Annotated in this window: 26 protein-coding genes; 14 read left to right on the top strand and 12 right to left on the bottom strand. The window is 76.0% G+C overall.

Going from position 1 to position 26,493, the window contains the following annotated elements; all coding sequences use genetic code 11:
- Positions 1–52 precede the first annotated feature (52 nt).
- The 3 genes from ACI789_RS21410 to ACI789_RS21400 all read left to right on the top strand — a co-directional run bounded on the left by ACI789_RS21410 (position 53) and on the right by ACI789_RS21400 (position 3,420).
- Positions 53–946 (top strand): universal stress protein, encoded by an 894-nt coding sequence (locus tag ACI789_RS21410; protein WP_457011438.1) that lies wholly within the window; start codon positions 53–55, stop codon positions 944–946.
- A gap of 218 nt (positions 947–1,164) precedes the next feature.
- Entirely contained in the window at positions 1,165–1,623 is a 459-nt protein-coding gene (locus ACI789_RS21405; RefSeq protein WP_457011437.1) for a pyridoxamine 5'-phosphate oxidase family protein, read from the top strand.
- A gap of 141 nt (positions 1,624–1,764) precedes the next feature.
- On the top strand, positions 1,765–3,420 hold the full coding sequence (locus ACI789_RS21400) for a GAF domain-containing protein (protein ID WP_457011436.1): 1,656 nt from the start codon (positions 1,765–1,767) through the stop codon (positions 3,418–3,420).
- A gap of 54 nt (positions 3,421–3,474) precedes the next feature.
- On the opposite strand, the gene ACI789_RS21395 is transcribed toward ACI789_RS21400, so the two are convergent.
- The gene (locus ACI789_RS21395) at positions 3,475–4,161 is read right to left on the bottom strand and encodes a response regulator (protein WP_457011435.1); all 687 of its coding nucleotides are present in this window, start codon (positions 4,159–4,161) and stop codon (positions 3,475–3,477) included.
- Positions 4,162–4,416: 255 nt separating this feature from the next.
- On the opposite strand from ACI789_RS21395, the gene ACI789_RS21390 reads away from it, so the two are divergent.
- The gene (locus ACI789_RS21390; protein WP_457011434.1) at positions 4,417–6,024 is read left to right on the top strand and encodes a DUF222 domain-containing protein; all 1,608 of its coding nucleotides are present in this window, start codon (positions 4,417–4,419) and stop codon (positions 6,022–6,024) included.
- A 736-nt stretch (positions 6,025–6,760) separates the two neighbouring features.
- Complete coding sequence (locus tag ACI789_RS21385; protein WP_457011433.1) at positions 6,761–7,366, top strand: dihydrofolate reductase family protein; 606 nt, start codon at positions 6,761–6,763, stop codon at positions 7,364–7,366.
- Positions 7,367–7,475: 109 nt separating this feature from the next.
- Here ACI789_RS21385 and ACI789_RS21380 read toward each other — a convergent pair whose 3' ends face one another.
- A complete protein-coding gene (locus tag ACI789_RS21380) occupies positions 7,476–7,766 on the bottom strand; it encodes a hypothetical protein (RefSeq protein WP_457011431.1) in 291 nt (96 codons plus the stop codon).
- Between the two features lie 464 nt (positions 7,767–8,230).
- Here ACI789_RS21380 and ACI789_RS21375 point away from each other — a divergent pair, with 464 nt between their 5' ends.
- Both ACI789_RS21375 and ACI789_RS21370 read left to right on the top strand, forming a co-directional pair.
- Positions 8,231–9,148, top strand: coding sequence for an NADP-dependent oxidoreductase (locus tag ACI789_RS21375; protein WP_457011430.1), 918 nt, complete (start codon positions 8,231–8,233; stop codon positions 9,146–9,148).
- A 131-nt stretch (positions 9,149–9,279) separates the two neighbouring features.
- Positions 9,280–9,534: a hypothetical protein gene (locus tag ACI789_RS21370; protein WP_457011429.1), complete on the top strand. Its 255-nt coding sequence runs from the start codon at positions 9,280–9,282 to the stop codon at positions 9,532–9,534.
- A 31-nt stretch (positions 9,535–9,565) separates the two neighbouring features.
- Here ACI789_RS21370 and ACI789_RS21365 read toward each other — a convergent pair whose 3' ends face one another.
- Positions 9,566–9,745 carry a hypothetical protein gene (locus tag ACI789_RS21365; protein ID WP_457011428.1) on the bottom strand — a complete coding sequence of 60 codons (180 nt, stop codon included), beginning with the start codon at positions 9,743–9,745 and terminating at the stop codon, positions 9,566–9,568.
- Positions 9,746–9,816: 71 nt separating this feature from the next.
- Here ACI789_RS21365 and ACI789_RS21360 point away from each other — a divergent pair, with 71 nt between their 5' ends.
- Complete coding sequence (locus ACI789_RS21360; RefSeq protein WP_457011426.1) at positions 9,817–10,029, top strand: hypothetical protein; 213 nt, start codon at positions 9,817–9,819, stop codon at positions 10,027–10,029.
- Positions 10,030–10,149: 120 nt separating this feature from the next.
- Positions 10,150–11,628: an FAD-dependent monooxygenase gene (locus tag ACI789_RS21355; protein ID WP_457011425.1), complete on the top strand. Its 1,479-nt coding sequence runs from the start codon at positions 10,150–10,152 to the stop codon at positions 11,626–11,628.
- 37 nt (positions 11,629–11,665) lie between these two features.
- On the opposite strand, the gene ACI789_RS21350 is transcribed toward ACI789_RS21355, so the two are convergent.
- Both ACI789_RS21350 and ACI789_RS21345 read right to left on the bottom strand, forming a co-directional pair.
- A complete protein-coding gene (locus tag ACI789_RS21350; protein WP_457011424.1) occupies positions 11,666–12,310 on the bottom strand; it encodes a class I SAM-dependent methyltransferase in 645 nt (214 codons plus the stop codon).
- 70 nt (positions 12,311–12,380) lie between these two features.
- Positions 12,381–13,556, bottom strand: coding sequence for a cysteine--tRNA ligase (locus ACI789_RS21345; RefSeq protein ID WP_457011423.1), 1,176 nt, complete (start codon positions 13,554–13,556; stop codon positions 12,381–12,383).
- A gap of 201 nt (positions 13,557–13,757) precedes the next feature.
- On the opposite strand from ACI789_RS21345, the gene ACI789_RS21340 reads away from it, so the two are divergent.
- The 3 genes from ACI789_RS21340 (at position 13,758) to ACI789_RS21330 (ending at position 16,570) form a co-directional block, all read left to right on the top strand.
- A complete protein-coding gene (locus ACI789_RS21340) occupies positions 13,758–14,111 on the top strand; it encodes a rhodanese-like domain-containing protein (RefSeq protein WP_457011422.1) in 354 nt (117 codons plus the stop codon).
- 100 nt (positions 14,112–14,211) lie between these two features.
- Positions 14,212–15,063 carry a pyridoxal kinase PdxY gene (gene pdxY, locus ACI789_RS21335; protein ID WP_457011421.1) on the top strand — a complete coding sequence of 284 codons (852 nt, stop codon included), beginning with the start codon at positions 14,212–14,214 and terminating at the stop codon, positions 15,061–15,063.
- 46 nt (positions 15,064–15,109) lie between these two features.
- Positions 15,110–16,570, top strand: coding sequence for an amino acid permease (locus ACI789_RS21330; protein WP_457011420.1), 1,461 nt, complete (start codon positions 15,110–15,112; stop codon positions 16,568–16,570).
- A gap of 33 nt (positions 16,571–16,603) precedes the next feature.
- Here the strand turns inward: ACI789_RS21330 and ACI789_RS21325 are convergent, their stop codons facing one another.
- Genes ACI789_RS21325 through ACI789_RS21305 form a run of 5 tightly spaced genes read right to left on the bottom strand, consistent with a single transcriptional unit; the run spans position 16,604 to position 21,409 of the window.
- A complete protein-coding gene (locus tag ACI789_RS21325) occupies positions 16,604–17,551 on the bottom strand; it encodes an NADP-dependent oxidoreductase (RefSeq protein WP_457011419.1) in 948 nt (315 codons plus the stop codon).
- 52 nt (positions 17,552–17,603) lie between these two features.
- On the bottom strand, positions 17,604–19,028 hold the full coding sequence (locus tag ACI789_RS21320) for an NADP-dependent succinic semialdehyde dehydrogenase (RefSeq protein ID WP_457011417.1): 1,425 nt from the start codon (positions 19,026–19,028) through the stop codon (positions 17,604–17,606).
- Positions 19,029–19,074: 46 nt separating this feature from the next.
- Positions 19,075–19,251 carry a hypothetical protein gene (locus tag ACI789_RS21315; RefSeq protein ID WP_457011415.1) on the bottom strand — a complete coding sequence of 59 codons (177 nt, stop codon included), beginning with the start codon at positions 19,249–19,251 and terminating at the stop codon, positions 19,075–19,077.
- Entirely contained in the window at positions 19,248–20,330 is a 1,083-nt protein-coding gene (locus tag ACI789_RS21310; protein WP_457011414.1) for a glycosyltransferase, read from the bottom strand. The genes ACI789_RS21315 and ACI789_RS21310 overlap by 4 nt, the downstream gene beginning before the upstream one ends.
- On the bottom strand, positions 20,327–21,409 hold the full coding sequence (locus tag ACI789_RS21305) for a glycosyltransferase family 9 protein (RefSeq protein WP_457011413.1): 1,083 nt from the start codon (positions 21,407–21,409) through the stop codon (positions 20,327–20,329). The genes ACI789_RS21310 and ACI789_RS21305 overlap by 4 nt, the downstream gene beginning before the upstream one ends.
- Positions 21,410–21,462: 53 nt before the next feature.
- Here ACI789_RS21305 and ACI789_RS21300 point away from each other — a divergent pair, with 53 nt between their 5' ends.
- Together ACI789_RS21300 and ACI789_RS21295 are read left to right on the top strand one after the other, a co-directional pair.
- On the top strand, positions 21,463–22,728 hold the full coding sequence (locus tag ACI789_RS21300; protein ID WP_457011412.1) for a glycosyltransferase: 1,266 nt from the start codon (positions 21,463–21,465) through the stop codon (positions 22,726–22,728).
- Positions 22,725–24,542 carry a glycosyltransferase gene (locus ACI789_RS21295; protein WP_457011410.1) on the top strand — a complete coding sequence of 606 codons (1,818 nt, stop codon included), beginning with the start codon at positions 22,725–22,727 and terminating at the stop codon, positions 24,540–24,542. Before ACI789_RS21300 ends, ACI789_RS21295 begins: the two co-directional genes overlap by 4 nt.
- On the opposite strand, the gene ACI789_RS21290 is transcribed toward ACI789_RS21295, so the two are convergent.
- Together ACI789_RS21290 and ACI789_RS21285 are read right to left on the bottom strand one after the other, a co-directional pair.
- Complete coding sequence (locus ACI789_RS21290) at positions 24,539–25,813, bottom strand: patatin-like phospholipase family protein (protein ID WP_457011409.1); 1,275 nt, start codon at positions 25,811–25,813, stop codon at positions 24,539–24,541. The two genes, ACI789_RS21295 and ACI789_RS21290, sit on opposite strands and share 4 nt — an antisense overlap.
- The gene (locus ACI789_RS21285; RefSeq protein ID WP_457011408.1) at positions 25,810–26,238 is read right to left on the bottom strand and encodes a hypothetical protein; all 429 of its coding nucleotides are present in this window, start codon (positions 26,236–26,238) and stop codon (positions 25,810–25,812) included. Before ACI789_RS21285 ends, ACI789_RS21290 begins: the two co-directional genes overlap by 4 nt.
- Between the last annotated feature and the right edge of the window lie 255 nt (positions 26,239–26,493).

Genomic DNA, 26,493 nt, shown 5'->3' with positions numbered 1-26,493 from the left:
TCCCCCGGCCCGCCCTAGCGTCGGGCGGAGTCCGCGCCAGCGAGGAGGAGCCGTGACCCACTCAGGGACCCGACCGGTCGTCGTCGGCATCGACGGCTCCGCCGCTGCCGCCCGGGCGGCGGACTTCGCCCGGGAGGAGGCGCGGCTGCGGGGGGCGCCATTGCTCCTCGTCTCCGCGGTGGCCTGGCCGCGGGGCGGCATCGCCGCACGCCCCGTGCGGGACGTCGACCTCCCCGGCCTGCTGCAGAGCAGCGCCGAGGCGGTGCTGCAGTCCGCGGCCGCGCAGGCGGAGGAGGTGCTGGGCGCCGGCCGGGTCTCCTGGTCGGTGGCCGACAGGGGGCCGGCCGAGGCGCTGCGGGAGGCCGGGGCGGGAGCCGCCCTCGTCGTCGTCGGCAGCCGGGGCGTCGGCGGGGTCGCCGGCCTGCTGGTCGGGTCCACCGCGAACGCGCTGGCCCTGGACGCCCCGTGCCCGGTGGTGGTCGTCCCCGACGAGACCGCGGCCGTCGTCCGCGGCCGGCGGTCGGTGGTCGTCGGCGTGGAGCGCCGGGCCGGTGACGAGGACGTGCTGGCGTTCGCCTTCGCCGAGGCCGCCGCGCGCGGCACCGACCTCGTGGCGGTGCACGCCTGGCAAGACGTCGACCTCGACACCGCCCTCCAGTCGGTCGCCCCGCTCATCGACTGGGCCGGCGTGCTCGCCGACGAGCAGCGGCTGCTCGCCGAGGCCCTGGGCGGCTGGCCGGACAAGTTCCCCGACGTCGCGGTGCGCGAGGTCGTCGTGCGCGACCGCACCGCCCGCGCCCTGGTGGCCGCCGGGCTCACCGCCGAGCTGCTGGTCGTCGGCCACCGGCGCCGCCGTCTGGCGCGGCTGGGCTCGACCACGCACGGCGTGCTGCACCGCGCCACCTGTCCGGTCGCCGTCGTCCCCCTGGCGGACGACGCCCGGTGAGCGGTGCCCGGGTGCCGCCCGCCCGCCGCCTGCCCGCACCGGCCGGGTCGCGTCCCGGTCGGTCCCGTGCGACGGTCGTGCAGGACGGTCGACCGTCGGTCTCAGGACCTCCGTCCCTGCGCACCGCCGTCGGCCTCCGCGGACAGTGAGGCCGAGCCGTCGACCAGGTGCGGCCCCCCAACCCCGGGTGTGCCGCCCACGGCTGCGAGAGGACCCCCGTGCCGACCACGGACCAGGACCGCGTCGTCGAGGTGCTGGCCGAGCAGGAGTGCCGCGCCCTCATCGGCACCGTCCGGATCGGCCGGCTGGCGTTCAGCCTCGACGCGCTGCCGACCATCCAGCCGGTCCCCTTCCACGTGTACGACGGCCGCGTGGTGATCTCCGCCCGGGACGGCAGCCCGCTGCTGCTGGGGACCCGGGGCGCGGTCGTCGCGTTCGAGGCGGACTGCCTCGACGAGCACAGCCGGACCGGCTGGGCGGTCACCGTGGTGGGCCCCTCCCGGGCGGTCACCGACCCGGCGGAGGTCGCCGCCCTCGACGGGTTGCCCTGGGCCGGTCCGGGGCCGTGGCCGGACCGGCGCTACGTCACCGTCGCGATGGACCTGGTGCGCGGCTGGCGCGCCGTCCCCCTGCCGGCTGGGCGGGTCTCCCCCTCCGCCGTCCCCTACCCCGCCTGATCGGCGCGATCCGCAGGAATCCGGTTCCCTTCGCATTCCGGACGTGGAAGTCTCGGTTGTGCGAAGAGGGGGTCGCACATGTCGCCTGCGCCGTCCGAGCCGGGGAGGCACCCAGAGGCCACGGAGTCCCCGCTGGCCGGCATGCGCCTGACCGAACTGCTGCAGGAGGTGCAGGACCGGCTGACCGCCGTCGCGCGCAGCCAGGCCCGGGTGCAGCACCTGCTCGACGCCTTCCTCAGCGTCTCCACCGGGCTGGACCTGGAGACCACGCTGCACCGGCTGGTCGACGTGGCCGCCGACCTCGTCGACGCCCGCTACGGCGCGCTGGGCGTGCTGGCGCCCGACGGAGGGCTGGCCGCGTTCATCACCGTGGGCATCGACGACGAGCTGGCCGCCCGGATGGGCGCCCTGCCCGAGGGCAAGGGCGTGCTGGGCCAGCTCATCACCGATCCGCGGCCGCTGCGGATCCCGGACCTCCGGCGACACCCGGCGTCGGTCGGGTTCCCCTCGCACCACCCGGCGATGCGGTCCTTCCTGGGCGTGCCCGTGCTGGTCCGGGGCGAGGCGTTCGGCAACCTGTACATGACCGAGAAGCGGCAGGGGGTGTTCACCGCCGAGGACGAGGCGGTGCTCACCGCGCTGGCCGGCGCCGCCGGCATCGCGATCGACAACGCCCGCCTGTACGAGGAGGGCGAGGCCCGCCGGCGGTGGACGACCGCGGTGTCCGACGTCCGTGCCTGCCTGCTCAGCGCCTCCACCCCCGACGACGCCCTGACGCTGATCGCCGCGCGGGTGGCCGAGCTGACCGGGGCCGACACGGCGTGGCTGCTGACGGGGCCGGATGCCTCGGACGGCTGCCACGTCGTCCGGGCGCGGGCCGGTGAGGGCGGTACGGACGGCGTCGACGCCCGGGTGTCCGCCTGCGACCACCCGGTGCTGGCGGCGGTCCTGGCCGCGGAGTCGGTGGTCACGCTGGACGCGACGGAGCCGGGGCCGCCGGGGCGGGTGCTCGGGCCGGCCGGGGGGCCGTGCATCGGCGTGCGGCTGCCCGGGGCCAGCGCGCAGGACGTCGTCGTCCTCGCCGTCCGCCGTCCCGGGGCGCCCCCCTTCCCGGCGGACCTGCCGCCGCTGCTGGCCTCCTTCGCCGACCAGATCGCCGCGGCACTGGACATGGCCGCCCGGCAGCGGCTGGCCCGCCGGCTGGACGTCTACGCCGACCGCGACCGCATCGCCCAGGACCTGCACGACCACGTCATCCAGCGGGTGTTCGCCGCCGGGCTGACCCTGCAGTCGGTGCTGCCGCGGGTCCCCGACCCGGAGGCGCAGCGACGCATCGGGCAGGTGGTCCACCAGCTCGACGAGACCGTCCGCGACATCCGGACGACGATCTTCGACCTGCACGCCACCGACGCCGACCCGTCCACGAGCCTGCGCCGCCGGGTCCTCGACATCGTCACCGAGACCGCCGGCCGGGACCTGCGCCCGATCGTGCGGATGTCCGGCGCGGTCGACAGCCTGGTCACCGGCCAGCTCGCCGCCGACGTCGAGGCGGTCGCCCGGGAGGCGGTGAGCAACGCCGCGCGGCACTCCGGCGCCGGGCACGTGACGGTCACCGTCGACGTGGGCGACGAGGTCGTGCTCGAGGTCGTCGACGACGGCCGGGGCATCGAGCCGCACGCCGCGCGCAGCGGGCTGCGCAACCTCGAGGCCCGCGCCCGGGCCCGCGGGGGCGGGTTCAGCGTGGGGTCGCTGCCCGACGGCGGCACCCGGGTGCGCTGGTGGGCGCCGACCCGCTGAGGCCGGTGCCGGGGTCGGCGCTGGGGCCGGCGTGAGGGCCGGCGCTGGGGCCGGTCAGGCCTGGCGGGAGGCCGGCGGGGTGGAGCCGCGCAGCTCGGTGGCGAGGACGGCGGCCTGCGTGCGCCGCTCCAGGCCCAGCTTGGCCAGCAGGTGGGAGACGTAGTTCTTGACCGTCTTCTCGGCCAGGAACATGCGCTCCCCGATCTGCCGGTTGGTCAGCCCCTCGCCGATGAGGTCGAGCACGGTGCGCTCCTGCTCGCTGAGCTTCGCCAGCGGGCCGACCGGCTCGGCGGCGCGGCGCAGGCGCTCCAGCACGGCGGTGGTGGCCGTCGGGTCCAGCAGCGAGCCGCCGGCGGCCACGGCCCGGACGCCGCTCACCAGGTCCTGCCCGAGGATCTGCTTGAGCAGGTAGCCCGAGGCCCCGGCCATGATCGCCTCGAACAGCGCCTCGTCGTCGCTGTAGCTGGTCAGCATGACGACCTTGAGCTCGGGCATCCGCGACCGCAGTTCACGGCAGACGGTGACGCCGTCCCCGTCCGGGAGCCGGACGTCGAGGACGGCGACGTCCGGGCGCAGCGCGGGGACGCGGGCGAGGGCCTCGGCGGCGTTCTTCGCCTCGCCGACGACGGTGATCCCCGGGTCGCTCTCCAGCACGTCGGCCACGCCGCGCCGGACCACCTCGTGGTCGTCGAGGAGGAAGACCCGGATCCGGGGGCTCTGCCCGTTCGCGCTCACCAGCACCCACCCACCCTCCGTCCGCCGCCGTGCGACGGCACCGGTCCGGCGGTCGGGCCCGCCGTCGGCACAGGTTAGGGGCGGCCGGGCCGGGCGCGGGCAGGGTCGAAGGTCCCGGGTCGCGAGGTGCGGAGGACGTCGGTGTGGGCGAGGCCTGGCTTGGATCCCGCAGCCGGTCGACCGCGCGGAGGCGGGGTCGTGCTGCGATGTCTTCGCTGGTGAGAGGCCGGAATTGTCGTACCCCCGGCCTAGGTTGAGGGCGTGTTCGGTGGCAGCGGGTTCGGGGTGGGGCTGACGGTGGCCCCACTCGAGCTGCCGGCCGGCGTGCCGGTGGACCCGGTGCCGGTGCAGCTGTCCGACGCGTTGCCGGTGCACGCCCGCAGTCCGGAGGAGAAGGCCGCTGAGTTGCAGCGGCTGCAGCAGCTGGAGGGCATGCTGGCCGCGTACAAGCTCGATCTGATCGCCGGGCTGGCCGCCGACCGGCCCGACACGCACGACCGGCGGCCCGGGCAGCCCGGTGCCGCCGCGGACGCCCAGCGGGGGCCGGGGCAGCCGGCGGGGGTCAGTGAGTTCTTCGCCGACGAGTTGGCGTTGGTGCTCAACACCTCCCGCGCCGCGGCCAGCGGCCTGATCGACCAGGCGGCGGCGCTGACCGGAACGTTGCCGGGGACGCGGGCGGCGCTGGCCGAGGGGCGGCTGGACTGGCCGCGGGCCCGGGCGATCGCCGCGGAGTTGGGCTGGAAGGCGCGGGCCACCGATCCGGCGATCCTGGCGGCCGTGGAGGCGGCGGTGCTGCCCCGGGCCGGGGAGTTGTCGATCCGCCGGCTCAAGGCGGTGGTGGCCGCCGAGCTGGCCGCCCGCGATGCCGCGGCGGCCGCCGACCGGCGCCGCCGCGATGCCGAGCGGGGGGTGAACGTGGTGGTGCGCCCGGTCGGGGATGGCATGTCGGAGCTGGTGGCCAAGATGCCGCACGAGCTGGCCACCGCCTGCCGCGGCGTGGTCGACGGCCTGGCGCGGGCGGCGAAGACCGCCGGCGAGGAGCGGCCGCTGGGGATGCTGCGGGTGGGTGCGCTGGCCGATCTGGTGCTGCGGCCCTGGGAGGCCGGGCGGGAGCCGGTGACCGCGCAGCTGACCGTCACCGCCCCCCTCGACGCGCTCACCCCCGCCCGCTTCCTCGCCGACGGCGGTCCGGTGCCGGCGGCGTGGGCGCGGCCGGGGGCGGTGGCGGCGCCGACCGGTGAGGTCGACGGGCAGCCGATCACCGCCGCTCACCTGCGGGCACTGCTCGCCCAGTTGGACGCGGTCTGCCCCGGTGGGCTGCAGGCGCCGGCCGGCGGCACGCTGACCGTGGCGCTCACCGACGCCGCCGGCGGGCTGCTGGCCACCACCACCCGCGCCGAGATCGAACGGCTGGCCCGCCGCGGCTGCCCCACCCACCCCACCGGCGACTGCGCGTGCCCGCTGCTGGGCCGGCCCGCACCCATCGACGGCTACGCGCCCACCGCGGCCCAGCGCCGCTGGCTGCAGGCCCGCGACCGCACCTGCCGCCACCCGGGTTGTGCCAACAAGGCCGGCTGGGCGGATCTGGACCACGTCACCCCGCACGGCTGCGGCGGACGCACCGCCTGCGAGAACCTGTGCTGCCTGTGCCGGCGCCATCACCGGCTCAAGACCTTCGCCCGCGGCTGGACCTACGCCCTGACCCCCGACGGCGTGCTGACCGTCACCACCCCCAGCGCCGTGACCCGCACCAGCCGGCCACCGGGCACCGACCGGCCCGCACTACCCCTCACCGGACCCCGCGTGCTGGCCCAACCCCCACCCCAGCCACCGGCGCCCGGCCCGGACGACGACCCACCACCCTTCTAGGGCCCGTCCTCCGGCCCCCGCGTGCCCTGACTGCTCACCGTGGGACACCTTGCCGCGGCTGTTGGATCGGCAGCCGGCACGGCAGCTGCACGCCCTCCTAGTCGGCGTGTTCGGGCATGAGCATGGACCGGTCGTCTCGGGCAAGGACATTCCACGGCCCCGGGTCGCCATGCCCTATCACCACGTCCGTGTCATGCAACGGCAGCCCTCGGGGCCAACCGCTCGACCATGTCGGATGGTCGGGGCGAAAGGTGGACGCGAGTTCATGCAATCGGCGGTGGAGCTGCCCCAACTCGTAGATGCCTTCAGCCGACCATGGCCGACCGCCTTGGGGCTGAGCGTCCATGAAGGCCAGCCGTTCACGACCGTCCGCTGCAAAGCCGTTCCCGACAGGACAGGGTGATGCCGCGAACCCTGCCTCGTTCAGGTGCAGCAACAATCCGATCGTCGTGACGCTCCAGGGATGCCTCCCGCGAAGGACCTCCCCGCCCGAGCGGTGCACGACACTGAAGTTGCCGCCCGCCAGTCGCTCCTCCGACGCGCGTGCCATGCCCGCTGTGTCTAGCACCGGGCCAGATCGAGGGCACACAGCTTTCTGCTCTGCCAGCTCGGAGGCCGGCTCAAGGACTCGGGGCGTCGCAGCGTCATGCGTTTCCTCGTTCCCCCACAGCGCGGTCGATGAGTTCGTGGTTCCTGGCCGGTCCACGCTCGTGACACCCGAGGAAAGGACGCCGCCATGTCGGAGCTTCTCGTCGACTTCATCACCTCCCTCGACGGCTACGCATCGGGAGAGGGCTGGCCCGGGTTCTGGGGCCTCGAGGGCCCGGAGTACCTCGCATGGCTCGGCGAGCAGCCCGAGGTCACCTACCTGATGGGAGCGAACACCTACCGCCTGATGTCGGGCTTCGCCGCCGGCGAGCTGCCGGATGGCCAAGACGAGTTCAGGCCCGAAGAAGAGGCGTCCGTCGACGAGCTCACACAAGCGTCCAAGGTGGTGTTCTCCTCCTCACTCGAGGAGCCACTGACGTGGGCCAACTCCACGCTCGTCCGCGACGACGCCGTCGAGGCGGTCCGCGCCATGAAAGCGAATGGCTCGGGGCTCCTCAGCACGATCGGCAGCCTCAGCCTGTGCCGGTCCCTGCTACGAGCCGGACTCGTCGACCGCTTCCGAGTCGTGATGTTCCCGGTGATCACCGGGGCCACGGGCGCAGAACGCATCTACGACGGCTATCCGGACGTCGCCCTCGAGATGATCGAGCACCGCACCTTCGACGGCCGCATCCAGCTGGTCGAGTACAAGCCCCGCGTGCTCGAGCACCCGCCGCTCAGCGCCCCTGCGTGACGTCGCCCCGCCCGCCGGTCCGGACGGTCGCCCGACGTACAGACCGCGGTCGACCGGCTTGGTCAGAAGCGTGTCCCATGGCGGGCCGCTCGGCGCGCCACCAGGACGACTACGCCGTCGTCCGCGGCTGTTCCAGGTTGTGGACCTCGAAGACTTCCGGTTCGCCGGCGGCTTGGACTCCGACCTCGTTGAGCACCGGCAGGAGCTGCTGGCCGAATGCTGTGAGCTGCTCAGGGGAGTCCCAGATCTCGCTCACCTTCAGGTCCCCGTCAGTCCCGAACAGCACGTGCAGCTGCATGCCGTCCGGAGGCCACATCCCGGCCTTCTCCAGGCGGAGGCTCACCTCGTCGTACTGCTGACGCGTCAAGCCGACTACCGGAAAACGCACCACGATGCTCACGCGGACCTCCCGGTGACGCACTCGTGCCCAGGCGAACCCGCCCGGGCCTCGGACGAGCGGGACGGTACGGCCGATCGACTGAGCGGAGAGGAACTGCTGCGTCCCGGGCCGACCCGCGCGCGTGGCGACTACCCAACGGCCATCCCCGTCCCACGGTTCGGCCACGAGCGGCTCCAGGAGCGGTGCGCCTGCGCACGCGAGGGCACCCGGCCGGTCCCTCGCCGGCCTCTGTGGCACAGCCGGCCGACGTCCGGTGACGACGTGGTCGCCCACGATCCGGTGTCGAGCGACTGCCCGCCCCGCTGCGGCCTGGTCCGGCCAGTGGTTGTCTCGCTACGCCGATCGACCGCACGAAACACCGGGGCAGAGGTGTTGAGGCGCGCCTCGCCACGCTGACGACGGTCGCGAAGGCCGGGCAGGCCTCATGGTGCAGCAGAGAGGACTGGACGTAGGGGAGGTGCCTGATGAAGGCGATCGTCGTGACGGACCAGGCGGCGGGCACGGCCGGGATGACTCTGGTCGAGCGGCCGGAGCCGCCGGCGGCGATCAACGACGTCGTCGTCGAGGTCCATGCGTCGGGATTCGTCCCGACCGAGTTGGCGTGGCCCTCGACCTGGACCGATCGCCGCGGCCGTGACCGAACACCGTCGATCCCTGGGCACGAGCTGGCCGGAGTGGTCGCCGCCCTCGGCTATGGCACGACGGGGCTGTCGGTGGGACAGCGGGTGTTCGGCCTCACGGACTGGCACCGCGACGGCACCCTGGCGGAGTACGTGGCCGTCGAGGCACGCAACCTCGCGCCGCTGCCGGGCGACGTCGACTTCACGGTGGGCGCGAGCCTGCCGATCTCGGGGCTGACCGCGTGGCAGGGACTGTTCGAGCACGGCCGCCTCCAGGCAGGGCAGAGCGTGCTCGTGCACGGCGCGGCCGGCGCAGTCGGAGCGATGGTGACGCAGCTCGCGCGTGAGCTTGGTGCGCACGTCATCGGCACCGGACGCGCTGCCGACCGTCGAGTGGCGCTGGACTTCGGCGCGCAGGAGTTCGTCGACCTCGACAACGACGCGCTGGAAGACGTCCACGGAGTCGACCTGGTCTTCGACGTCATTGGCGGCGACATCCAGCAGCGGTCCGTGGGTCTGATTCGAGGCGGCGGAACGCTGGTGTCGGTCGTCGGACCGGCCGAAGCGCGGCCCGCCGACGGTCTGGCGGTCGACTTCGTCGTCGAGTCCGATCGAGCACAACTGCGTGAGGTCGTGCAGCGGGTGCGGGACGGACGACTACGGACGAACATCGGCAACGTCGCGACCCTCGACGATGCCGTCGCCGCCTTCAACCCGACCGAGCGACGCAGGGGGAAGACGATCATCAGCGTTCGTCCGTGAGGACTCGGGAACAGCGACCGGTGATGGTCATGGACGCACCCTGTGAGGACGTGGCTGTCCTCGAATGAGCCGCTCAGGGGGACCTCGCACATCGGTTGTGCCGAAGCACCAGGCCTGCCTGGATCACCACGGTGATCCCGACCGCCGCGATGAAGCAGGACCAGAAGCCGGCGCTGCCGCCGAGGCCGCGAGCGCTCAGGAAGTACACGGGTGTGCCCAGGAACGAGAGGAGGGTGGCCCACCAGGGCGCTCGGGCTGTGCCCGAGCCGAAGGAGAACGGCACGCGGCGAGTGCCGGACCGTCTCAGGACCATGACCGTCGGCGTGATGGTGGAGGCGATGGCCACCGCCAGTGCTGGCAACCACAACGCCGTGATAACGACGTAGACCTACGGCGAGGTCGCGGCGCTGCCAGCACCTACGGCACCGGCACCGACTGCGGCGGGTCATCGCGCTCGCCCAGCGAGTACCGCACCCGGTGGTTGAGGGGGTCGAACGTGCCGGCCATCGCATGACCCTCCACGACGGCGAGCAGGCCGATCAGTGCCCTCGCGTCGCGCTGGAGCAGAGCCCGGGGGCACGTCGGATCGGCGTCCATGGGCAGAGGATGGTCTAGGCGCCGAGGTCAGCGACGCTGCACACTGCCCTTCCCCGGCAGGAGGAGCAGCCATGAGCGTCATCGGCGTCGTCGTCGCGGTCGTGCTGCTGCTCGCCCTGGTGGTGTGGGCCCGGCTGCCCGAGCCGGACCGCCGCCGGCGCGGCGCCGGCTACGTCGACCCCGCCCAGTACGACACCCGACTCGCCCCGCCGTCGACGTCGACTGCAGCCGGCAGCGCCTGGGGTGGCGGCGGCGCATGGGGTGGCGGCAGCGGCGGCTGCTGAGGTCGCTCGGGAGCGAGGATCACCGGGGCCGTCACTCCGAACGTACAGCGGACGGGGGGTCTTGCGGCAAGGCCCTCCCCGTCCCTCACACTCCCCCGGTCCTGCCCGACGAGGGCCTGCGTGAGGGTGGTGCTGATGGTCGACGTGCTCGTTGCCGGTGCGGGTCCCACGGGGATGGTGCTGGCGGGAGAGCTGGCGCTGGCCGGGGTCGACGTGCAGGTCGTGGAGCGGCGCTCCACGCCGGGCCTCGTGGGCATGCGCGCCCGCGGTTTCCACTCGCGCACCATCGAGATCCTCGACCAGCGAGGCATCGCCGACCGCTTCCTCGCCGCCGGGAAGGTCGTTCCGGCGGCGTCCTTCGCCAACGCGTCGATGGACGTCAGCGACGTCCCGACCCGGCACCCGTACACGCTGGCGCTGGTCCAGAGCCGCATCGAGGAGATCCTGGCCGGCTGGATCGGCGAGCTGGGCGTGCCGGTCCACCGGGGCCGAGAGGTCGTCGGGTTCGCGCAGGACGCCGACGGGGTCGACCTGCACCTGGCCGACGGCGCCCCGATGCGCGCGCGGTACCTGGTGGCGGCCGACGGCGGACGCAGCACCATCCGCAAGGCCGCCGGCATCGGGTTCCCCGGGTGGGAGGCGACCAGGACCACCCTGATCGCCGAGGTGGAGGTCACCGAGGAGACGCCGAAGGGCGTCCGCGTCGACGAGACGGGGATCCACGGACTCACCCCCCTGGACGACGGTCGGACGACGCAGGTGCTCGTCACGGAGCAGCAAGTCGGTCCGGCGACCGAACCCACCCTGGCCGACCTCGGCAGGGCGCTGGTCGCGGTGTACGGCACCGACTTCGGCGTGCGCGACCCCAGGTGGATCTCGCGGTTCAGCGACGCCACCCGGCAGGCGGCCGCCTACCGCGCCGGGCGGGTGCTGCTGGCCGGCGACGCCGCCCACGTGCACGGCCCCACCGGCGGGCAGGGGGTCGGCCTCGGCGTCGAGGACGCGGTGAACCTGGGGTGGAAGCTCGCTCTGGTGGTCGACGGCGTCGCACCGGACAGCCTCCTGGACACCTACCAGGCCGAGCGCCACCCGGCCACGGCCCGCGTCCTGAAGCACACGATGGCGATGTCGGCGACGCAGCGGACCGACGCCCGCGTGAGCGCGCTCGCCGACGTCGTGGCCGACCTGCTGTCCGTGGACGGGGCCCGGCAGAGGCTGGCCGCCCTGCACCTCGGCCTGGACGTCCGCCACGAGGCCGACGGCGGACACCCGCTGGTGGGCCGCCGCATGCCCGATCTCGACGTGGGAACCGCGGCCGGTCCGCTGCGGGTGTCCACGCTCCTGCACGGTGGCCGCCCGGCGCTGCTGGACCTGGGCGAGCCGGGCAGCATCGCGGTGGGACCGTGGGGCGACCGCGTCCAGCTGGTCGACGCCTCCTACGACGGGCTCTGGGAGCTGCCGGTCGTCGGTGTCGTCGAGCCCCCTGCCGCCGTCCTGGTCCGACCCGACGGGCACGTCGCCTGGGTCGGGGACGGTACCGACGCGGGCCTGGAGGAGGCGCTGACCCGCTGGTTCGGTCCTGCCACCGGGCGGGGGTGATCGGGCGGGACGGACCACCCGACGGCGGACGACCGGGTCAGGTGCGGACGGCGGTCCCCAGCACCTGCGGCGCCGTGGGCATCGGTGGCACCGCGTCGGGGAACCGGAACCGGTCCACCTGCTCGACGTGGAACCCGGCGCCCTCGACCGCCGCAAGGGTGTCCCGGCTCGCGTGGCAGCCGCCGCACAGGGCGGGCCAGACGGTGCGGTCCAGCCCCCGCTGCACCCGCGCGAGCGCGCCGCCGTCGGCCCGGACGTGCTCCCAGAAGTGCAACCGCCCACCCGGCCGCAGCACCCGGGAGATCTCCCGCAGCGCGCCGTCCGGGTCGGGGACGCTGCACAGCACCAGGGTGACGACGGCCGCGTCGAACTCCCCGTCCCCGGCCGGCAGGCGGTCGGCCACGCCGTCGACCACGGTCACGGGCACGCGGGCGTGCCGCGCGGCCTCCTCCGCCCGGGCCCGCAGATACGCCTCGGGCTCGACGGCCACCACCTCGGTGACCGACGCCGGGAAGTGCGCGAAGTTGGCCCCCGTCCCCGCGCCGACCTCGACGACCCGCCCGGAGACCGCCGCGAGCAGCCGCTGCCGGTGCTCCCCCGCCCCGGACCGCTCCATGGCCGGGGCCAGCCGGGCGTAGAACCGGGCGAACAGGGGGTGGTCCACCCCGTCGGAGGCGCGCACCCGCCCAGGTCACCAGAGCAGCGGGCGGCTGTCCACGGACGCGGTCCCGGCGGGTCGGAGGCCGGGCCGGTCAGCCGAGGGACAGGACCCGCACCAGCAGCCGGGCGGCGTCCCCGCCGTCGGTCAGCGCGACGTCGAGCGCGCCGGGGACGTCGAGGTCGTCGAGCAGCCGGTCGGTCACCGCGCCGGCGGCGGACGGCGAGGACGACGGCCGGCCGGCGGCGGTGTACAGCGCGTCCAGCCGCTCCGCGGCCCGCTCCACCAGCTCCGGCCGGTACTCCCACGGCTGCGACCACGGCCGGTCGAGCACGAGCAGGCGCAGCGCCGGGCCGCTGGCCACCCGCAGCAGGTCGGCGACCAGGGTGAGGTTACCGGTGGACTTGGCCATCTTCGCGCCGTCCTGGGAGACCGCCCCGACGTGCACCTGCGCCCGCGCGAACGGGCCGACTCCGGAGGCCGCCTCGGCCATCGCCGTCTGGTAGCCGTGGTGCGGGAAGGCGAGGTCCGCGCCCCCGACGAGGACGTCGACGCCGTGCCCGAGGGTCGCCGTCGCCATGGCCGCGCACTCGGCGTGCCAGCCCGGCCGCCCCCAGCCCCACGGCGAGGGCCAGGCGGGGTCGCGGTCGCCGGAGGGCCGCCACACCGGCACGTCGAACGGGTCGTCGCGCAGCGGGTCGTCGGGACCGTCGCCGAACTCCGTGGCCAGCTGCCGCGCCCGGGCGGCGTCCAGCCCGGAGCGGGCGACGACGTCCCCGGCGCGGAAGTAGACGTGCCCCTCGCGCACGTAGGCGCGGTCGGTGCGCAGCAGGGCGGCGGCCAGCTGCTGCACGTGCGAGACGTGGTGCCGGGCCCGCGGCGCGGCCGTCGGCGGCCGCACGCCGAGGGCGCGCATGTCCTGCTCGAAGGAGAACTCCTGGCTGAGCGCGAACTCGTCGTAGTGCCGGCCGCGGGCGTCGGCGGCCCGGGTGAGGACGTCGTCGACGTCGGTCACGTTGCGGCTGGTCCTCACCTCGGCGCCGGCCATCCGCAGCACCGCCCCCAGGACGTCGGCCCACACGAACGTCGCCGCGTGCCCGAGGTGCGTGACGTCGTAGGGGGTGATGCCGCAGACGTAGACGCGGGCGGGGCTGACGACCGGCAGCGGGCGGCCGGCCAGCCGCAGGTCGCCGGTGCGGACGTCGACCGGCTCGCCGACCCGGCCGGCGGCGCCGACGATCCCCGAGGAGCTCAGTGGAGGCAGTGCCATGCCGCCATCCTGCCCGCCTGGCCTGGCCGGTCGCCGCCCGGCCGGAGGACGCGCCCCGGGGGTCGCCTCCCTCCTGGCCCACCCGCGCGAGGACCTCGGTCCTGCGCCCGCCCCGCCCTCGGCCCTGGCGCCCGGCGGGCCGGTGTGGTGCGCTCCGGGTGCGGCAGCCCGCGACGGCCGCCGGACCCTCGGGAGGACCTCATGTCCGCCGCTGCGCACTCGTCCCGGCTCCCCGACGTGGGCCCGGACGAGGCCGCGGCCATGGTGGACCGCGGCGAGGCCGTGCTGCTCGACGTCCGCGAGCCCGACGAGTGGGTCGCGGGGCACGCACCCGGCGCGGTCCACCTGCCCCTCGACCGGCTCGATCCCGCCGCCGTCCCACCGGGCCGCACGGTCGTCGTCGTCCACCGCTCCGGCAACCGCTCGGGCACTGCGGCCGACCGGCTCGGGGCAGCCGGCGTCCCGGTGCGGAACCTGGCCGGGGGCATGCAGGCGTGGGCGGCCGCCGGCCGGCCGGTGGTCACCGACAGCGGGGAGCCAGGCACCGTCACGTGAGCGCGACCGCCGTCGCGCAGGGCCTCGGCGTGCTCGTGTGTGGGGCTGATCCCGGTCCGGACCGCGACCGGCCGGCCCCGGCTGTGCGACCGTTCCCCGCATGGTCGCCGTCCTCTCCATCCAGTCGCACGTCGCCTACGGCCACGTGGGCAACTCCTCGGCGGTGTTCCCGCTGCAGCGCCTCGGCATCGAGGTGTGGCCGGTGCACACGGTCCAGTTCTCCAACCACACCGGCTACGGGGAGTGGCGCGGGCGGGTCTTCGACGGGCCGGCCATCGAGGAGGTCGTGCAGGGCATCTCCGAGCGAGGCGTGCTGGGCAGCTGCGACGCCGTCCTGTCCGGCTACCTGGGGTCGGCCGACATCGGCCACGCGGTCGTGCAGACCGTCGCCCGGGTACGGGCGGCCAACCCCGGCGCCGTGTACTGCTGCGACCCGGTGATCGGGGACGTCGGGCGCGGCGTGTTCGTCCGGCCGGGCATCCCGGAGTTCATGCGCGAGGTCGCGGTGCCCGCCGCCGACGTCGTCACGCCCAACCACTTCGAGCTCGACTCGCTGTCGGGCCGGACCACCCGGACGCTGGCCGAGGTCACCGACGCCGTCGCCGCCGTCCAGGCGCTCGGCCCGCGGGTGGTGCTCACGACGTCGCTGGTCACCGACGACACCCCGGAGGACTCCGTCGACCTGCTCGCCTCCGAGGGCGGCCGGCACGTCCGGGTCCGGACGCCGCGCCTGGGCGTCGACGTGAACGGCGCCGGCGACGCGATCGCGGCGCTGTTCCTCGCCCACTGGCTGGCCGGCCGCGACGTCGGCACCGCCCTGGGCGCGGCCGCGGCCTCGGTGTACGGGCTGCTCAAGCGCACCGAGGACGCCGGCTCCCGCGAGATCCTGCTCGTCGCCGCGCAGGAGGAGTTCGTGACGCCGTCCCGCACCTTCGAGGTCACCGAGGTGTGAAGCCACTCGGCGGGCGGGATCCGGCGGGGCCACCGAGCATGGACGGGTGAGCCTGTTCCGCACCAAGCCGGTCGAGATGCTCGGGGACGACGAGAGCGAGCACGTCGGACACCTGCGCCGGCACCTGAGCGCCCGCCACCTCGTCGGCTTCGGCATCGGGGTCGTCATCGGCACCGGCATCTTCACCCTCACCGGGGTGGAGGCCCGCGACACCGCGGGGCCGGCCGTGGTCATCTCCTTCGCCCTCGCCGGCGTCGTCGCCCTGCTCGCCGCGCTCTGCTACGCGGAACTGGCCGCCTCCGCCCCGACCGCCGGCAGCGCCTACTCCTACGCCTACGCCACCGCCGGCGAGCTGGTGGCCTGGGTGATCGGCTGGGACCTGTTCCTCGAGTTCGCCCTCGGCGCGGCCGTGGTGGCCCGGGGCTGGTCGGGCTACGTGGGCAACCTGCTGGACCTGCCGCCATCGCTGTTCGGCGAGGAGGCCACGGTCAACGTCGGCGCCGCCCTGATCGTCGTCGTCCTCACGGTGGTGGCGGCGCTGGGCGTCCGGGAGTCCGCCCGCGTCACCGGGGCGCTGGTGGTCATCAAGGTGGCCGTCTGCGTCTTCGTGGTCGTCGCCGGCGCCTGGTTCGTCCGCGGCGCCAACCTCACCCCGTTCGTGCCGCCCGCGCAGCCGGCCGAGGGATCCGGGGGCCTGGCCCGACCGGTGATCCAGGCGATCGCCGGCATCGACCCGGTCGCGTTCGGCGTCGGCGGGGTGCTCACCGCCGCCGCGGTGGTGTTCTTCGCCTACACCGGCTTCGAGGCGGTGGCCAACCTGTCGGAGGAGACCCGCCGGCCCGGCCGGGACCTGCCGCTGGGGCTGCTGGGCACGCTCGGGCTGTCGACCGCCCTGTACATCGGCGTCTCGCTGGTCGTCGTCGGGATGGTCCAGTACGACCGGCTCGACCGCGGCGCACCGATCGCCGACGCCTTCGACCAGGTCGGCCTCGGGTGGGCGTCGGCGCTCATCGCGCTGGCCGCGGTCGCCGGCCTGACCTCGGTGATCCTGGTCGACCTGATCACGGTCAGCCGGATCGGCTTCGCGATGGGCCGGGACGGGCTGCTGCCGCCGGCCGTCGCGCGGGTCAGCCCGCGCACCGGGACGCCGGTGCGCATCACCCTCGGCTTCGCCGTCCTGGTGCTGGTCATGGCCACGTTCGTGCCGCTGGGCACGCTGGCCGACCTGGTCAGCATCGGCACGCTGTTCGCGTTCCTGCTGGTGTCGGTCGCGGTGATCGTCCTGCGGCGCACCCGCCCGGAGATGCGCCGGCCGTTCCGGGTGCCGCTGTCCCCGGTGCTGCCCGCCGTCTCCGCGCTGGCCTGCCTGTACCTCATGCTCAACCTGAGCATCGAGACGTGGCTGCGCTTCCTCGCCTGGCTGGCGCTGGGCCTGCTCGTCTACGCCGTCTACGGCTACCGGCACTCGCGGCTGGGCGCCCAGGCCCCGTCCCGGGTCCCACAATGAGCGTGCGCAGGGTGGGGAGGACGGGGTCCTCTCTCAGGGGATGCGCACCAGCTTGCCGTGCGTGTGCCCGGCCATGCCCTGCCGGTGCGCCGCGGCGACGTCGTCGAGCGGATGGGCCCCGGCGACGACCACCTCGAGCCGGCCGTCGCCGGCGAGCTCGGCGAGCTCGGTCCGGGCGGCGTCGCGCAGCGCGGTGCCCGGGTCGGCCCCCGGTCCGCCGCCGAGCAGCTGCAGCCCCTCGGCGGCACCGCGGGCGAACGCGGCGATGGAGGCGATCCGCCGCCGGTCGGGCACCAGCTCCAGGGAGACGTCGACGGCCTCGTCGGTGCCGACGGCGTCCACCGCCGCGCTCACCCCGCCGGGGGCGAGCTCCCGGACGCGGTCGGCCAGCCCGGGGCCGTAGCGGACCGGCTCGCCGCCGAGCCGGCGCACCAGGTCCGCGCCGTCCCCGCCGACCGTGCCGACCACGCGGGCCCCGCGCAGCGCGGCGAGCTGGACCGCCATGAGCCCGACGCCGCCGGCGGCGCCGTGCACGAGCACGGTGTCGCCCGCGCCGACGCCGGTGGCGGCCAGCGCGTGCACCGCGGTGGCGCCGGTCAGCATCAACCCGGCGGCCTGCTCCCAGCCCAGCGACGCCGGCTTGGGCACCAGCGCCGAGGCGGGCGCGACCAGTTCGGCGGCGTAGGCACCGGCGAGCCGGAACCCGATCACCTCGTCCCCGACCGCGACCGGGCCGGCCGGACCGACGGCGTCCGGCCCGACCGCGGTCACCACGCCGGCGGCCTCGAAGCCCAGCCGCAGCGGCAGCCGGGCCGGGTCGGTGCCGAACGCGCCGCTGTAGGACTTCCAGTCCGCGGGGTTCACCCCCGCCGCGCGGACGGCGAGCCGCGCCTGTCCGGGGCCGGGCTCGCGCACCGGCTCGTCGACGACGGAGAGCACCTCGGGCCCGCCGTAGCGGGTGGCCAGGACGACGCGGGTCATGCCCGCGCCAACCCGGTCGCGGGCCCGGCTGTTCCGGGCCCGCGACCGGTCGTCACTCGCTGGCGGCCTTGCCCGTGTCCCCCTCGCCCTGCTTGCTGCTCGGCGGGCCGATCCAGACCGTCTTGGCGTTGGTGAACTCGTACATGCCCACCTCGGTCAGCTCCCGGCCGTAGCCGCTCTGCTTGACCCCGCCGAAGGGCAGCTCCGGGTAGCTGGTCACCATGCCGTTGACGAACGCCATGCCCGACTGGACGTCGCGGATGAACCGCAGCCGCTCGCCCTGGTCCTCGCTCCAGAGGTTGGCGCCCAGCCCGTAGACGTGGTCGTTGGCGATGCGCAGCGCCTCGTCGAGGTCGGCGACGGTGAACAGCGCCGCGACCGGGCCGAACACCTCCTCGGAGTACACCGCCATGTCCGGGGTCACGCCGGTGACGAGGGTCGGCTCGTAGAACCAGCCGGGCCGGTCGACCCGCTTGCCGCCGGTCACCACGGTCGCGCCCTTGTCGACGGCGTCCTGCACGTACCGCTCGACGTCGTCGCGCCCCGACTCGGTGGCCAGCGGGCCCACCTTCGTGCCGTCGTCCATGGGGTCGCCCACCGTCAGGGCCGCCAGCTTCTCGGCGAACAGGCGGGTGAACTCCTCGGCGACGTCGGCGTGGACGAAGAAGCGCTTGGCCGCGATGCAGCTCTGCCCGTTGTTCTGGCAGCGCGCGGTCACCGCCACCTCGGCGGCCTTGTCGAGGTCGGCCGACGGCATGACGATGAACGGGTCGCTGCCGCCGAGCTCGAGCACGGTCTTCTTGACGACCTCGCCGGCGACCCGCGCCACCGCCTCGCCCGCGGCGTTGCTGCCGGTCAGCGTCGCGGCCACCACCCGGTCGTCGCGCAGCACCCGCTCGACGGCGCCGGACCCGATGAGCAGGGTCTGGAAGACGTCGGCGGGGAAGCCGGCCTTGCGGAACAGCTCCTCGAGGTAGAGCGCGGTCTGCGGCACGTTGCTGGCGTGCTTGAGCAGGCCGACGTTGCCGGCCATGAGCGCCGGCGCGGCGAAGCGCATCGCCTGCCACAGCGGGAAGTTCCACGGCATGATCGCCAGCACCACGCCCAGCGGCTGGTGGACGACGTAGGCCTCCACCGCCCCGACCTTCTCGGCGTCGGCCGGCTGCGGCTGCAGGAAGTCCTCGCCGTGCTCGGCGAAGTAGCGCAGCGCCTTGACGCACTTGGCGGCCTCGGCCTTCGCCGACGCCAGCGTCTTGCCCATCTCGATGGTCATGAGCTCGGCGACCTGGTCGGTGTCGGCCTCCAGGACGTCGGCCGCCGCGCTCAGCCAGCCCGCCCGCTGCCGGGGGCTGGTCAGCCGGTACTGCGCGAACGCGGCCGCGGCGCGCTCGAGCTTCTCCTCGATCGCCTCCTCCGACAGCGGCTCGTAGGTCTTGAGCGTCTCGCCGGTCGCCGGGTTGATCGTCGCGATGGCCATGGGGTCCTCCCTGGGGTGCTCGGTGTCGGCGTCGGCGTCCCGGGCGTCAGGTCTTGCTCTTGCCCTGGGCGCTGGAGTGCTCGTGCCGATCCTGCCCCTTCTCCACGTGCCGCATCTGCTTGGATGCGCCGGTGGTCACGCCGGCCTCGCTGGGTGACATCCCCTCCTTCTTCGCCTCCCGCGCGGCGGCCTGCTGCTCCTGCTGGTTGGTCTTCTTGCTCATGCCTCCCCGGTTCCCCGTCCCGGTCGGGCGCACACGCCCGCGAGGACGTCGAGGGTGCGCCGCGCCATGAGGCCGGCGTCGAACGCGGCGACCGCCCGCCGCCGGGCACCGGCGCCCAGTCCGGCGCGCCGGCCGGGGTCGGCCAGCAGCGCGGCGAGCGCCGCGGCCAGCGCCGCCGGGTCCTCCGGGGGGACGACGACGGCGTCCGGACCGACCGCGGCCGCGACGTCCCCGACGTCGGTGGCCACGCACGGCAGCCCCTCGGCCATGGCCTCCAGCAGCACCAGCGGCATGGCCTCCCGGCGCGAGGACAGGCAGAAGACGTCGAGGCCGGCGAGGAAGCCGCGGACGTCGGTGACGAAGCCGGGGAAGGCGACCGGCAGCCCGGTGGCCGCGGCCCGCAGCCGCTCGCCGTCGCGCCCCTCCCCGCCGACCACCACCTCCAGCGGCACACCGTCGGCGGTCAGCCGCCGCACGGCCTCCAGCAGCACGTCGAAGCCCTTCTGCGCGGTGAGCCGGCCCAGCCCGCCGACCCGCGGCACCGGCCGACCGGCCGGACCGGCGGGCGTGTCCGGGACGTCCACGCCGTTCGGCACCACGTGCACCCGCCCGGCCGGCACGCCCAGGTCGGCGACCACCTGGTCGCGGGCGCCCGACGCCGGGGTGAGCACCGCGGCCAGCCGGCCGTAGAGAGCGGCCAGGTGCGCCCGCCGCTCGCCGGCGCCGGTGTCCCCCGGCAGGTGCAGGACCCCGGCGGTGGGCGCGACGGCGAGGGCGGCGGCCAGCGCGGCCGCGTTGGAGCCGGGGTCGACCAGGTTGACCAGGACGGCGTCGGGCCGCTGGGCCGTCAGTGCCGCGCGCACCGCGGGGGCCGCGCCGGCGTGCCGGGCGAGCGGGACGACGGCCAGCCGGTCGGAGGGCACCTCCCCCGCGAACCGCGCCGCGACCGGCTCCGCGGCCACCAGGGACGCCACCGCGCCGAGCGGGCCGGCCCGTCGCAGCAGGTGGGCGAGGTAGACCTCGGCGCCGCCCCAGGCGTCGGAGTCGCAGACCAGCGAGATCCGCAGCGGGCTGCTCACCGGGCCGCCGCGGACAGCAGGTCCCGGGCCGCGGCGAGCACGTCCGCGGGCCGCACCGAGGCGGCGCAGCGGAAGTCGATCGGGCAGACCAGGTGCGGGCAGGGCGCGCACGGGACGTCGGCGACGACCGCGCGGTGCCGCGGCCCGCGGTGCGCCCAGCGCACGGGGTCGCCGGCCAGGAAGACGGTGACGCTGCACGCCCCGACCGCGGCGGCCAGGTGCGCCGTCCCGGTGTCGTTGCCGACCAGCAGGGCGCTGTCGCGCAGCAGCGCGGCCAGCCCGCCCAGGCTCGTGGCCCCGGTGAGGTCCGCCGCCGGCGCCCGCATCGCCGCGACGACCGCGGCGCCGACCGCCCGCTCGGACGGCCCGCCGGTCACCACCACGTCCGCGCCGTCGCCGGCCAGCGCGTCCCCGATCTCGGCGTAGCGCTCGGCGGCCCAGCGGCGGGTCGGGGACGACGCCCCCGGGTGCAGGACGACGTACCGGCCGGGCACCAGCCCGTGCGGGGCGCGCGCGGCCGCGGCCTCCGCCTCGTCGTCGGCGGTGACCGGGAAGGTCATCTCCGGGGGTCCGCCGCGCGGCAGGCCCAGGTGCTCGAACAGCCGCAAGTGGCGCTCGGCCTCGTGCCGGTCGACCGGGTAGCGCAGGTGCAGCGGCCCGGTGCCCGGCGGCGGGGACCAGCCGGTCGGCGCGAACCCGCCAACGAGCCGCGCGCCCAGGGCCGCCGTCACCCGGTTGGCCGCCGGCCGGTCGCCGTACACCTGGAGGGCGAGGTCGAAGCGGCGCAGCGCGGCCTCGGCGAGGAACGGCGCCCAGCCGCCGGGGTCCGGCGCGCACCCGGGCGGGCGGTCGGGGACCTCCTCGACCCCGGGGAAGGGCAGCAGCTCGTCGACCGCGTCGCCCATCCGCGCCACGACCGGCGCCATCTGCGGCCAGGTCACCAGGCTGACCTCGAGGTCGGGCCGGGCCGCGCGCAGCCGGCGCAGTGCCGGCAGGGAGCACAGCAGGTCGCCGAGCCCCACCCGCAGCCGCACCAGCGCCACCCGGCGCACGGACGGGTCGCGGAGGGGGGCGCGCACCCGGGTCCCCTTCCCGTCGGCGGGCCGGCCGTAACTCTGCTCTACTGCGGCAGGTGGGAGGTCCGCGACGCCGCGTCCCCGCCCCGGCCGGGGCGCTGCACGTGCTGCGGCTGTGCAGCGTGTTCGAGCCCGTCCCGGCCGGTGGCGCCGCCGGTCCGGACGCCCTGGCCGGCGAGCTGGCGCACCGGGCCGCCCGCTACGACCCGATCGGCGGCATGCAGAACCACACCGCCACGCTGACCCGCTGCCTCGACGCGCGGGGCGCCGTCCAGACGGTGGTCACCTCCCGGCTGGCCGGTCCGCGCGGCAGCACGCCGCTGGGGCGCGCGGCGCGGGTGCACCGCACCGGCCTGCCGATCCCCCGGCTGCGCCAGCTGTGGGCGCTCGGCGCGCTGCCGGCGGTGCTGCGGCCGGCGCCGGTCGACGTGGTGCACGGCCACCAGGGCGAGGACCTCGCCACCCTGCCGCTGGCGCTGCTGGCCGCCCGGCGGCACCGCTGCCCGCTGGTGGTCACCGTGCACTGCAGCGTCGGGCACACCGTGCGCGGCCGGTCCCTCCGCGCCCGGCTGCTGCGGGCGGCCGGCGGGCGGATCGAGCGGGCGGTGCTGCGGCGGGCCGACACCGTCGTCGTCCTCACCGAGCGGGCCGCGGCGGCGCTGCGGGCCGACGGGGTCCCGGCCGACCGCGTCGTCGTCGTCCCGTCCGGGTTCGACCCGGCGCTGTTCGCGGCCGCGCACGACGACGTGTTCCCGGCGGCCGGCCGGCCGCGGATCGGCTACGTCGGGCGCCTGGCCCCGCAGAAGCAGGCCGACCTGCTGGTGGCCGCCTTCGGCCGGATGCGGCAGTCCGCCGACCTCGTCGTCGTCGGTGACGGCCCCGACCGGGACCGGGTCCGCGCGCTCGCCGCGAGCAGCCCCCGCGCCGACCGGATCACCCTCGCCGGGTTCGTGGCCCACACCGCGGTCCCGGCGGTGCTCGCCTCGCTCGACGTCCTCGTGCTGCCCTCGGCCTACGAGGAGATGGGGTCGGTGCTCACCGAGGCGATGGCCGCCGGGCTGCCCGTGGTGGCCAGCGCCGTCGGGGGCATCCCCGAGGTGGTCCGGGACGGCGGCTCCGGCCTGCTCGTGCCCCCCGGGGACGTCGACGCGCTCGCCGCGGCGCTGGACCGGGTGGTCGCCGACCCGCGGCTGCGCACCCGCCTGGCCGCCGGGGCGCGGGCCCGCGCGCGTGACTACGCCTGGCCGCGGCTGGCCGCGCGCGTGGCGGCGGTCTACGCCCGGGTGCGGGAGGAGGACGCCGCGGCCGGGGCGGCGGCGTGAGCGCGGTCGCCGTCCTGGTGCCGGTGCACGACCAGGCGGCCTTCCTCCCCCGCGCGCTCGACGGCCTGCTGGCCCAGCGGCACCGCGGGTGGACGGCGGTGGTCCTCGACGACGGCTCGGCCGACCCCGGCGCCGTCCGGGCGGTGGTGGACGCCGTCGGCGACCGGCGGCTGCGGCTGCTCCGCTGGCCGGCCAACCGGGGCCTGGGCACGACGCTCAACGCCGGCCTGGACGCGGTCGCCGCGCCGGTGGTCGCCTACCTGCCCGCCGACGACGTCTGGTCCCCCGACCACCTGAGCGCGCTGCTGGAGTGCCTGGCCGACCCGGCGGTCGCGCTGGCCCGCAGCGGCCTGACCGAGCCCTCGGGCACCGGCTACGCGCAGCTGGTGCAGGTCGCCCACCGCCGCACCACCGACCGCTGGACCGAGCGGGCCGAGCTGGAGTCCGACGACCTCGGCCGGCTGATGTGGGACCGGCTGCGCACCCGCGGGACGACGGCCGACACCGGGCGGGTCACCTGCACCTGGACCCGGCACCCCGGCCAGCGCTCGGCGGCGATCCGCGAGTCCCTCGACGGCGGGCTCAACGTCTTCCGCAGCCGGTACCGGGTGGCCGCCCCGCTGCGCTTCGCCTCCACCGACGGCGGGTTCGTGGACGAGGCCGCCCGCTACGCCCGGTTCCGGGAGCGCGCGTACCCGCCGTCGGCCGACGGGCTCTCGGTGCTGCTGGTCGGCGAGCTGGCGCTCAACCCCGAGCGGGTGCTCGCCCTCGCCGAGCGCGGCCACCGGCTCACCGGCCTGTGGACCACCGACGGGCTCGGCGACGCCACGGTGGGGCCGCTGCCGTTCGGGCACGTCCGGGACCTGGACCGGGACCGGTGGCAGCAGGAGGTCGCGGCGCCGGCCCCCGACGTCGTCTGGGCCCAGCTCAACTGGCGAGCGGTGCCCTTCGCGCACGCGGTGCGGCGCGCCGTCCCGCACCTGCCCTTCGTCTGGACGTTCAAGGAGGCGCCGCAGCGCAGCATCGTGCGCGGCGAGTGGCCGCTGCTGGCCGACCTGGTCGCCGGCGCCGACGCGTGCCTGCTGGCCACCGAGGAGGAGCGGGACTGGTTCGCCGCGGCGCTGCGCGGCCGGGTCGACCCCGCGCGGCTGGGCGTCCTCGACGGCGACCTGCCCAAGCGCGACTGGCTCGACGCGCCCCTGTCGCCGAAGCTCTCCGCGACCGACGGGCAGCCGCACACCGTCGTCGTCGGCCGGCCGGCCGGGTTCGACCTGGCGTGGGTGCTGGAGCTGGCCCGGCGCGGCGTGCACACCCACCTGTACGGGCAGGTCCGCGCGCCGGGGCCGAAGGGCGCGTGGGCCGGCTGGCTGGACCGGGCCCGGGCGGAGGCCCCCGGGCACGTGCACCTGCACCCCGCGGTGGGTCCCGAGGACTGGGTGCGGGAGCTCTCCCGCTACGACGCCGGCTGGCTGCACCGCTTCGACAGCAGCAACGGCGGCGACCTGCGGACGGCCACGTGGGACGACCTCAACTCGCCGGCCCGGCTGCCTGTGTGCCTGGCCGCCGGGCTGCCCCTCCTGCAGCAGGCCAACCCCGGGGCGCTGGTGTCGGTGGAGCGCGTGCTGCGCCGGGACGGCACCGGGCTGTTCTACCGCTCCCCCGACGACGTCGCCGGCGTGCTGGCCGCGGAGCTCGCTGACCGGCGCGGCGGCGCGGCGGCCCTGGCGGTGCGGGAGCAGCACACCTTCGACGCGCACGCCGACCGGGTGGTGTCGCTGTTCCGGTCGGTGCTGGCCGCGCCCCGCCGTCCCTAGAGCGTCGCCGGGCCGAGCCGGAGGCGGACCAGCCGGTCGCCGTCGACCTCGGCCTCGGCGACCCCGCGGTCGCCGGCTCCGCCGTCGTCGAGGTGCACCGTCCAGGTGGTGCGCTCCCGGCTCACCTGCTTGCGCGTCACGTCGATGCGCGCGGCGTGCGCCAGGTCGCCGAGGACCTCCCGGACCGCGGCGCCGCGGACCGGGCCGCGGACGGGGAAGGGTGCGGCGCTGCTGACCTCGGCGTCGTCGGCCAGGCTGCGCACCATCGCGTCGGCGTCCCGCCGGTGCCACGCCCGCTCGAAGGCCAGCGCGGTGAGGAACGCGTCGGCCTGCCGCGCCCCCTGGGCGACCAGGCCGCGGAGGAAGCGGGCGTCCCGGTTGACCTTGGAGACCGGCCCCAGCCACCGCGACGACGGGGGCCGGGCCATCTCGATGACGCGCACGGTCACCTGCTTGTAGCCCCCGCCGACCAGCAGGCCGTCGGCGAGCAGCCGGTCGACCTTCTCGATGACGTGCAGCTCCTGGTAGAGGGAGAGGTTGCCGGCCAGCTCGTTGCGCCGGTCGGCGATGGCGAGCACGCTGCGCGGCACGCGGTCCCGGGCCGTCGGGTTGATCTGGACGACCCACAGCTCGTCCGGCTGCGCGTCGAGCAGCTCGCGGACCGGCAGGTTCTGCGAGAACAGGCCGTCCCAGTAGGTGCCACCGTCGGCGCGCACCGCCGGGAACGCGGTGGGGATCGCCGCCGACGCGAGGACCATCTCGGCGGTGATCCGCTCGTGGCGGCTCGAGAAGGCCCGGAACCGGCCCGACAGCACGTCGACGGCGCCGATCAGCAGCAGGGGGTGGCGCGCGTGGGCGTCGGCCCGGAACCGGTCGAAGTCCACCCACCGGTTCAGCAGCGCCCGGAAGTGCTCCAGCCCGGTGACCGGGATGTCGTACGGGCTGACGGCCGGCAGCAGGCCGACGCTCTGCAGCGTGGTGCCCCACAGCATCCACCCGTTGATGGCCCGCTCGACGGGGCCGGCGGCGGCGTTGTCCGCCCAGAAGCCCTCCAGCCGCGACCGGGCGGCAGCGGGCTCGCCGTCGACCAGCGCCGACCAGGCCAGGACCGCGCACACCGCGCCGCCCGAGGTCCCGCTGAGGCCGACGACGCGGTACCCGTCGAGCTCGTCGGCGGTCAGCAGCCGGCCGAGGACGCCCGCGGTGAACGCCGTGTGGCTGCCCCCACCCTGGCAGGCGATCGCCACGCGCCGCTGCGGCGCCCCGGTCATGCGGCGGGGCCGGCCGGGGCCTGGGACGGCGAGTCGCTGGGCGTCCCGGGCGACTCCACGGACGGCGGAGCGTCGGCCTGCTGGTCCCCGGACCGGTCCAGGCGCCGCCGGGTCAGCCGGCCGTCCAGGTAGGGCAGGTGCAGGTGTCGCAGGTGCACGTGCGGGTGCGGCAGCCGGGCGACGACGGCGGGCGGCAGGTGAACGTGCGGCAGGTGCAGGTGCGGCCGGTGCCGCCCGGTCCCGGCCGGACCCGGCGCGAGCAGGGCGGCGGCCCGCGCGCGCAGGGACGCCTGCTCGCGGGCACGGACGGCCGCCTGGGCGGCCCGGTGGCGGGCCTCCCAGCGCGCGGTGTTGCTCCGCGCCAGCCAGATGACCAGCGCGGTCACCACCAGGAAGCCGAGGACGCTGACGCCGGCCCACCCCATGACGGCCCCTCCTCTGGAGCCGCCGCGCAGCCCGGGAGCCCGGCGTCCGCGGCGATGAGCGGAGGATCCCCCCACGACGCTTGTGGAACAAGTCCGTCCGTCACGGTGCGCGGGCGACACGCCGGTAGACGCCCAGCAGCGCCTCGACGTGGGCCGACGGGTCGTGGCGGGGGGGGGGGGGGGGGGGGGGGGGGGGGGGGGGGGGGGGGGGGGGGGGGGGGGGGGGGGGGGGGGGGGGGGGGCGGGGGGGGGGCG

It is taken from the genome of Geodermatophilus sp. SYSU D00965, assembly GCF_054050075.1.
This window is presented reverse-complemented; position numbering and strand designations above follow the sequence as displayed.

Excerpts from the sequence above, each read along its gene's own strand:
- ACI789_RS21320 (WP_457011417.1), bottom strand. The coding sequence starts at position 19,028 with ATGGCCATCGCGACGATCAACCCGGCGACCGGCGAGACGCTCAAGACC.
- ACI789_RS21340 (WP_457011422.1), top strand. The coding sequence starts at position 13,758 with ATGTCCGCCGCTGCGCACTCGTCCCGGCTCCCCGACGTGGGCCCGGAC.
- ACI789_RS21400 (WP_457011436.1), top strand. The coding sequence starts at position 1,765 with ATGCGCCTGACCGAACTGCTGCAGGAGGTGCAGGACCGGCTGACCGCC.
- ACI789_RS21385 (WP_457011433.1), top strand. The coding sequence starts at position 6,761 with ATGTCGGAGCTTCTCGTCGACTTCATCACCTCCCTCGACGGCTACGCA.
- ACI789_RS21365 (WP_457011428.1), bottom strand. The coding sequence starts at position 9,745 with ATGGACGCCGATCCGACGTGCCCCCGGGCTCTGCTCCAGCGCGACGCG.
- pdxY (WP_457011421.1), top strand. The coding sequence starts at position 14,212 with ATGGTCGCCGTCCTCTCCATCCAGTCGCACGTCGCCTACGGCCACGTG.
- ACI789_RS21325 (WP_457011419.1), bottom strand. The coding sequence starts at position 17,551 with ATGACCCGCGTCGTCCTGGCCACCCGCTACGGCGGGCCCGAGGTGCTC.
- ACI789_RS21345 (WP_457011423.1), bottom strand. The coding sequence starts at position 13,556 with ATGGCACTGCCTCCACTGAGCTCCTCGGGGATCGTCGGCGCCGCCGGC.
- ACI789_RS21360 (WP_457011426.1), top strand. The coding sequence starts at position 9,817 with ATGAGCGTCATCGGCGTCGTCGTCGCGGTCGTGCTGCTGCTCGCCCTG.
- ACI789_RS21290 (WP_457011409.1), bottom strand. The coding sequence starts at position 25,813 with ATGACCGGGGCGCCGCAGCGGCGCGTGGCGATCGCCTGCCAGGGTGGG.
- ACI789_RS21285 (WP_457011408.1), bottom strand. The coding sequence starts at position 26,238 with ATGGGGTGGGCCGGCGTCAGCGTCCTCGGCTTCCTGGTGGTGACCGCG.
- ACI789_RS21315 (WP_457011415.1), bottom strand. The coding sequence starts at position 19,251 with ATGAGCAAGAAGACCAACCAGCAGGAGCAGCAGGCCGCCGCGCGGGAG.
- ACI789_RS21375 (WP_457011430.1), top strand. The coding sequence starts at position 8,231 with ATGAAGGCGATCGTCGTGACGGACCAGGCGGCGGGCACGGCCGGGATG.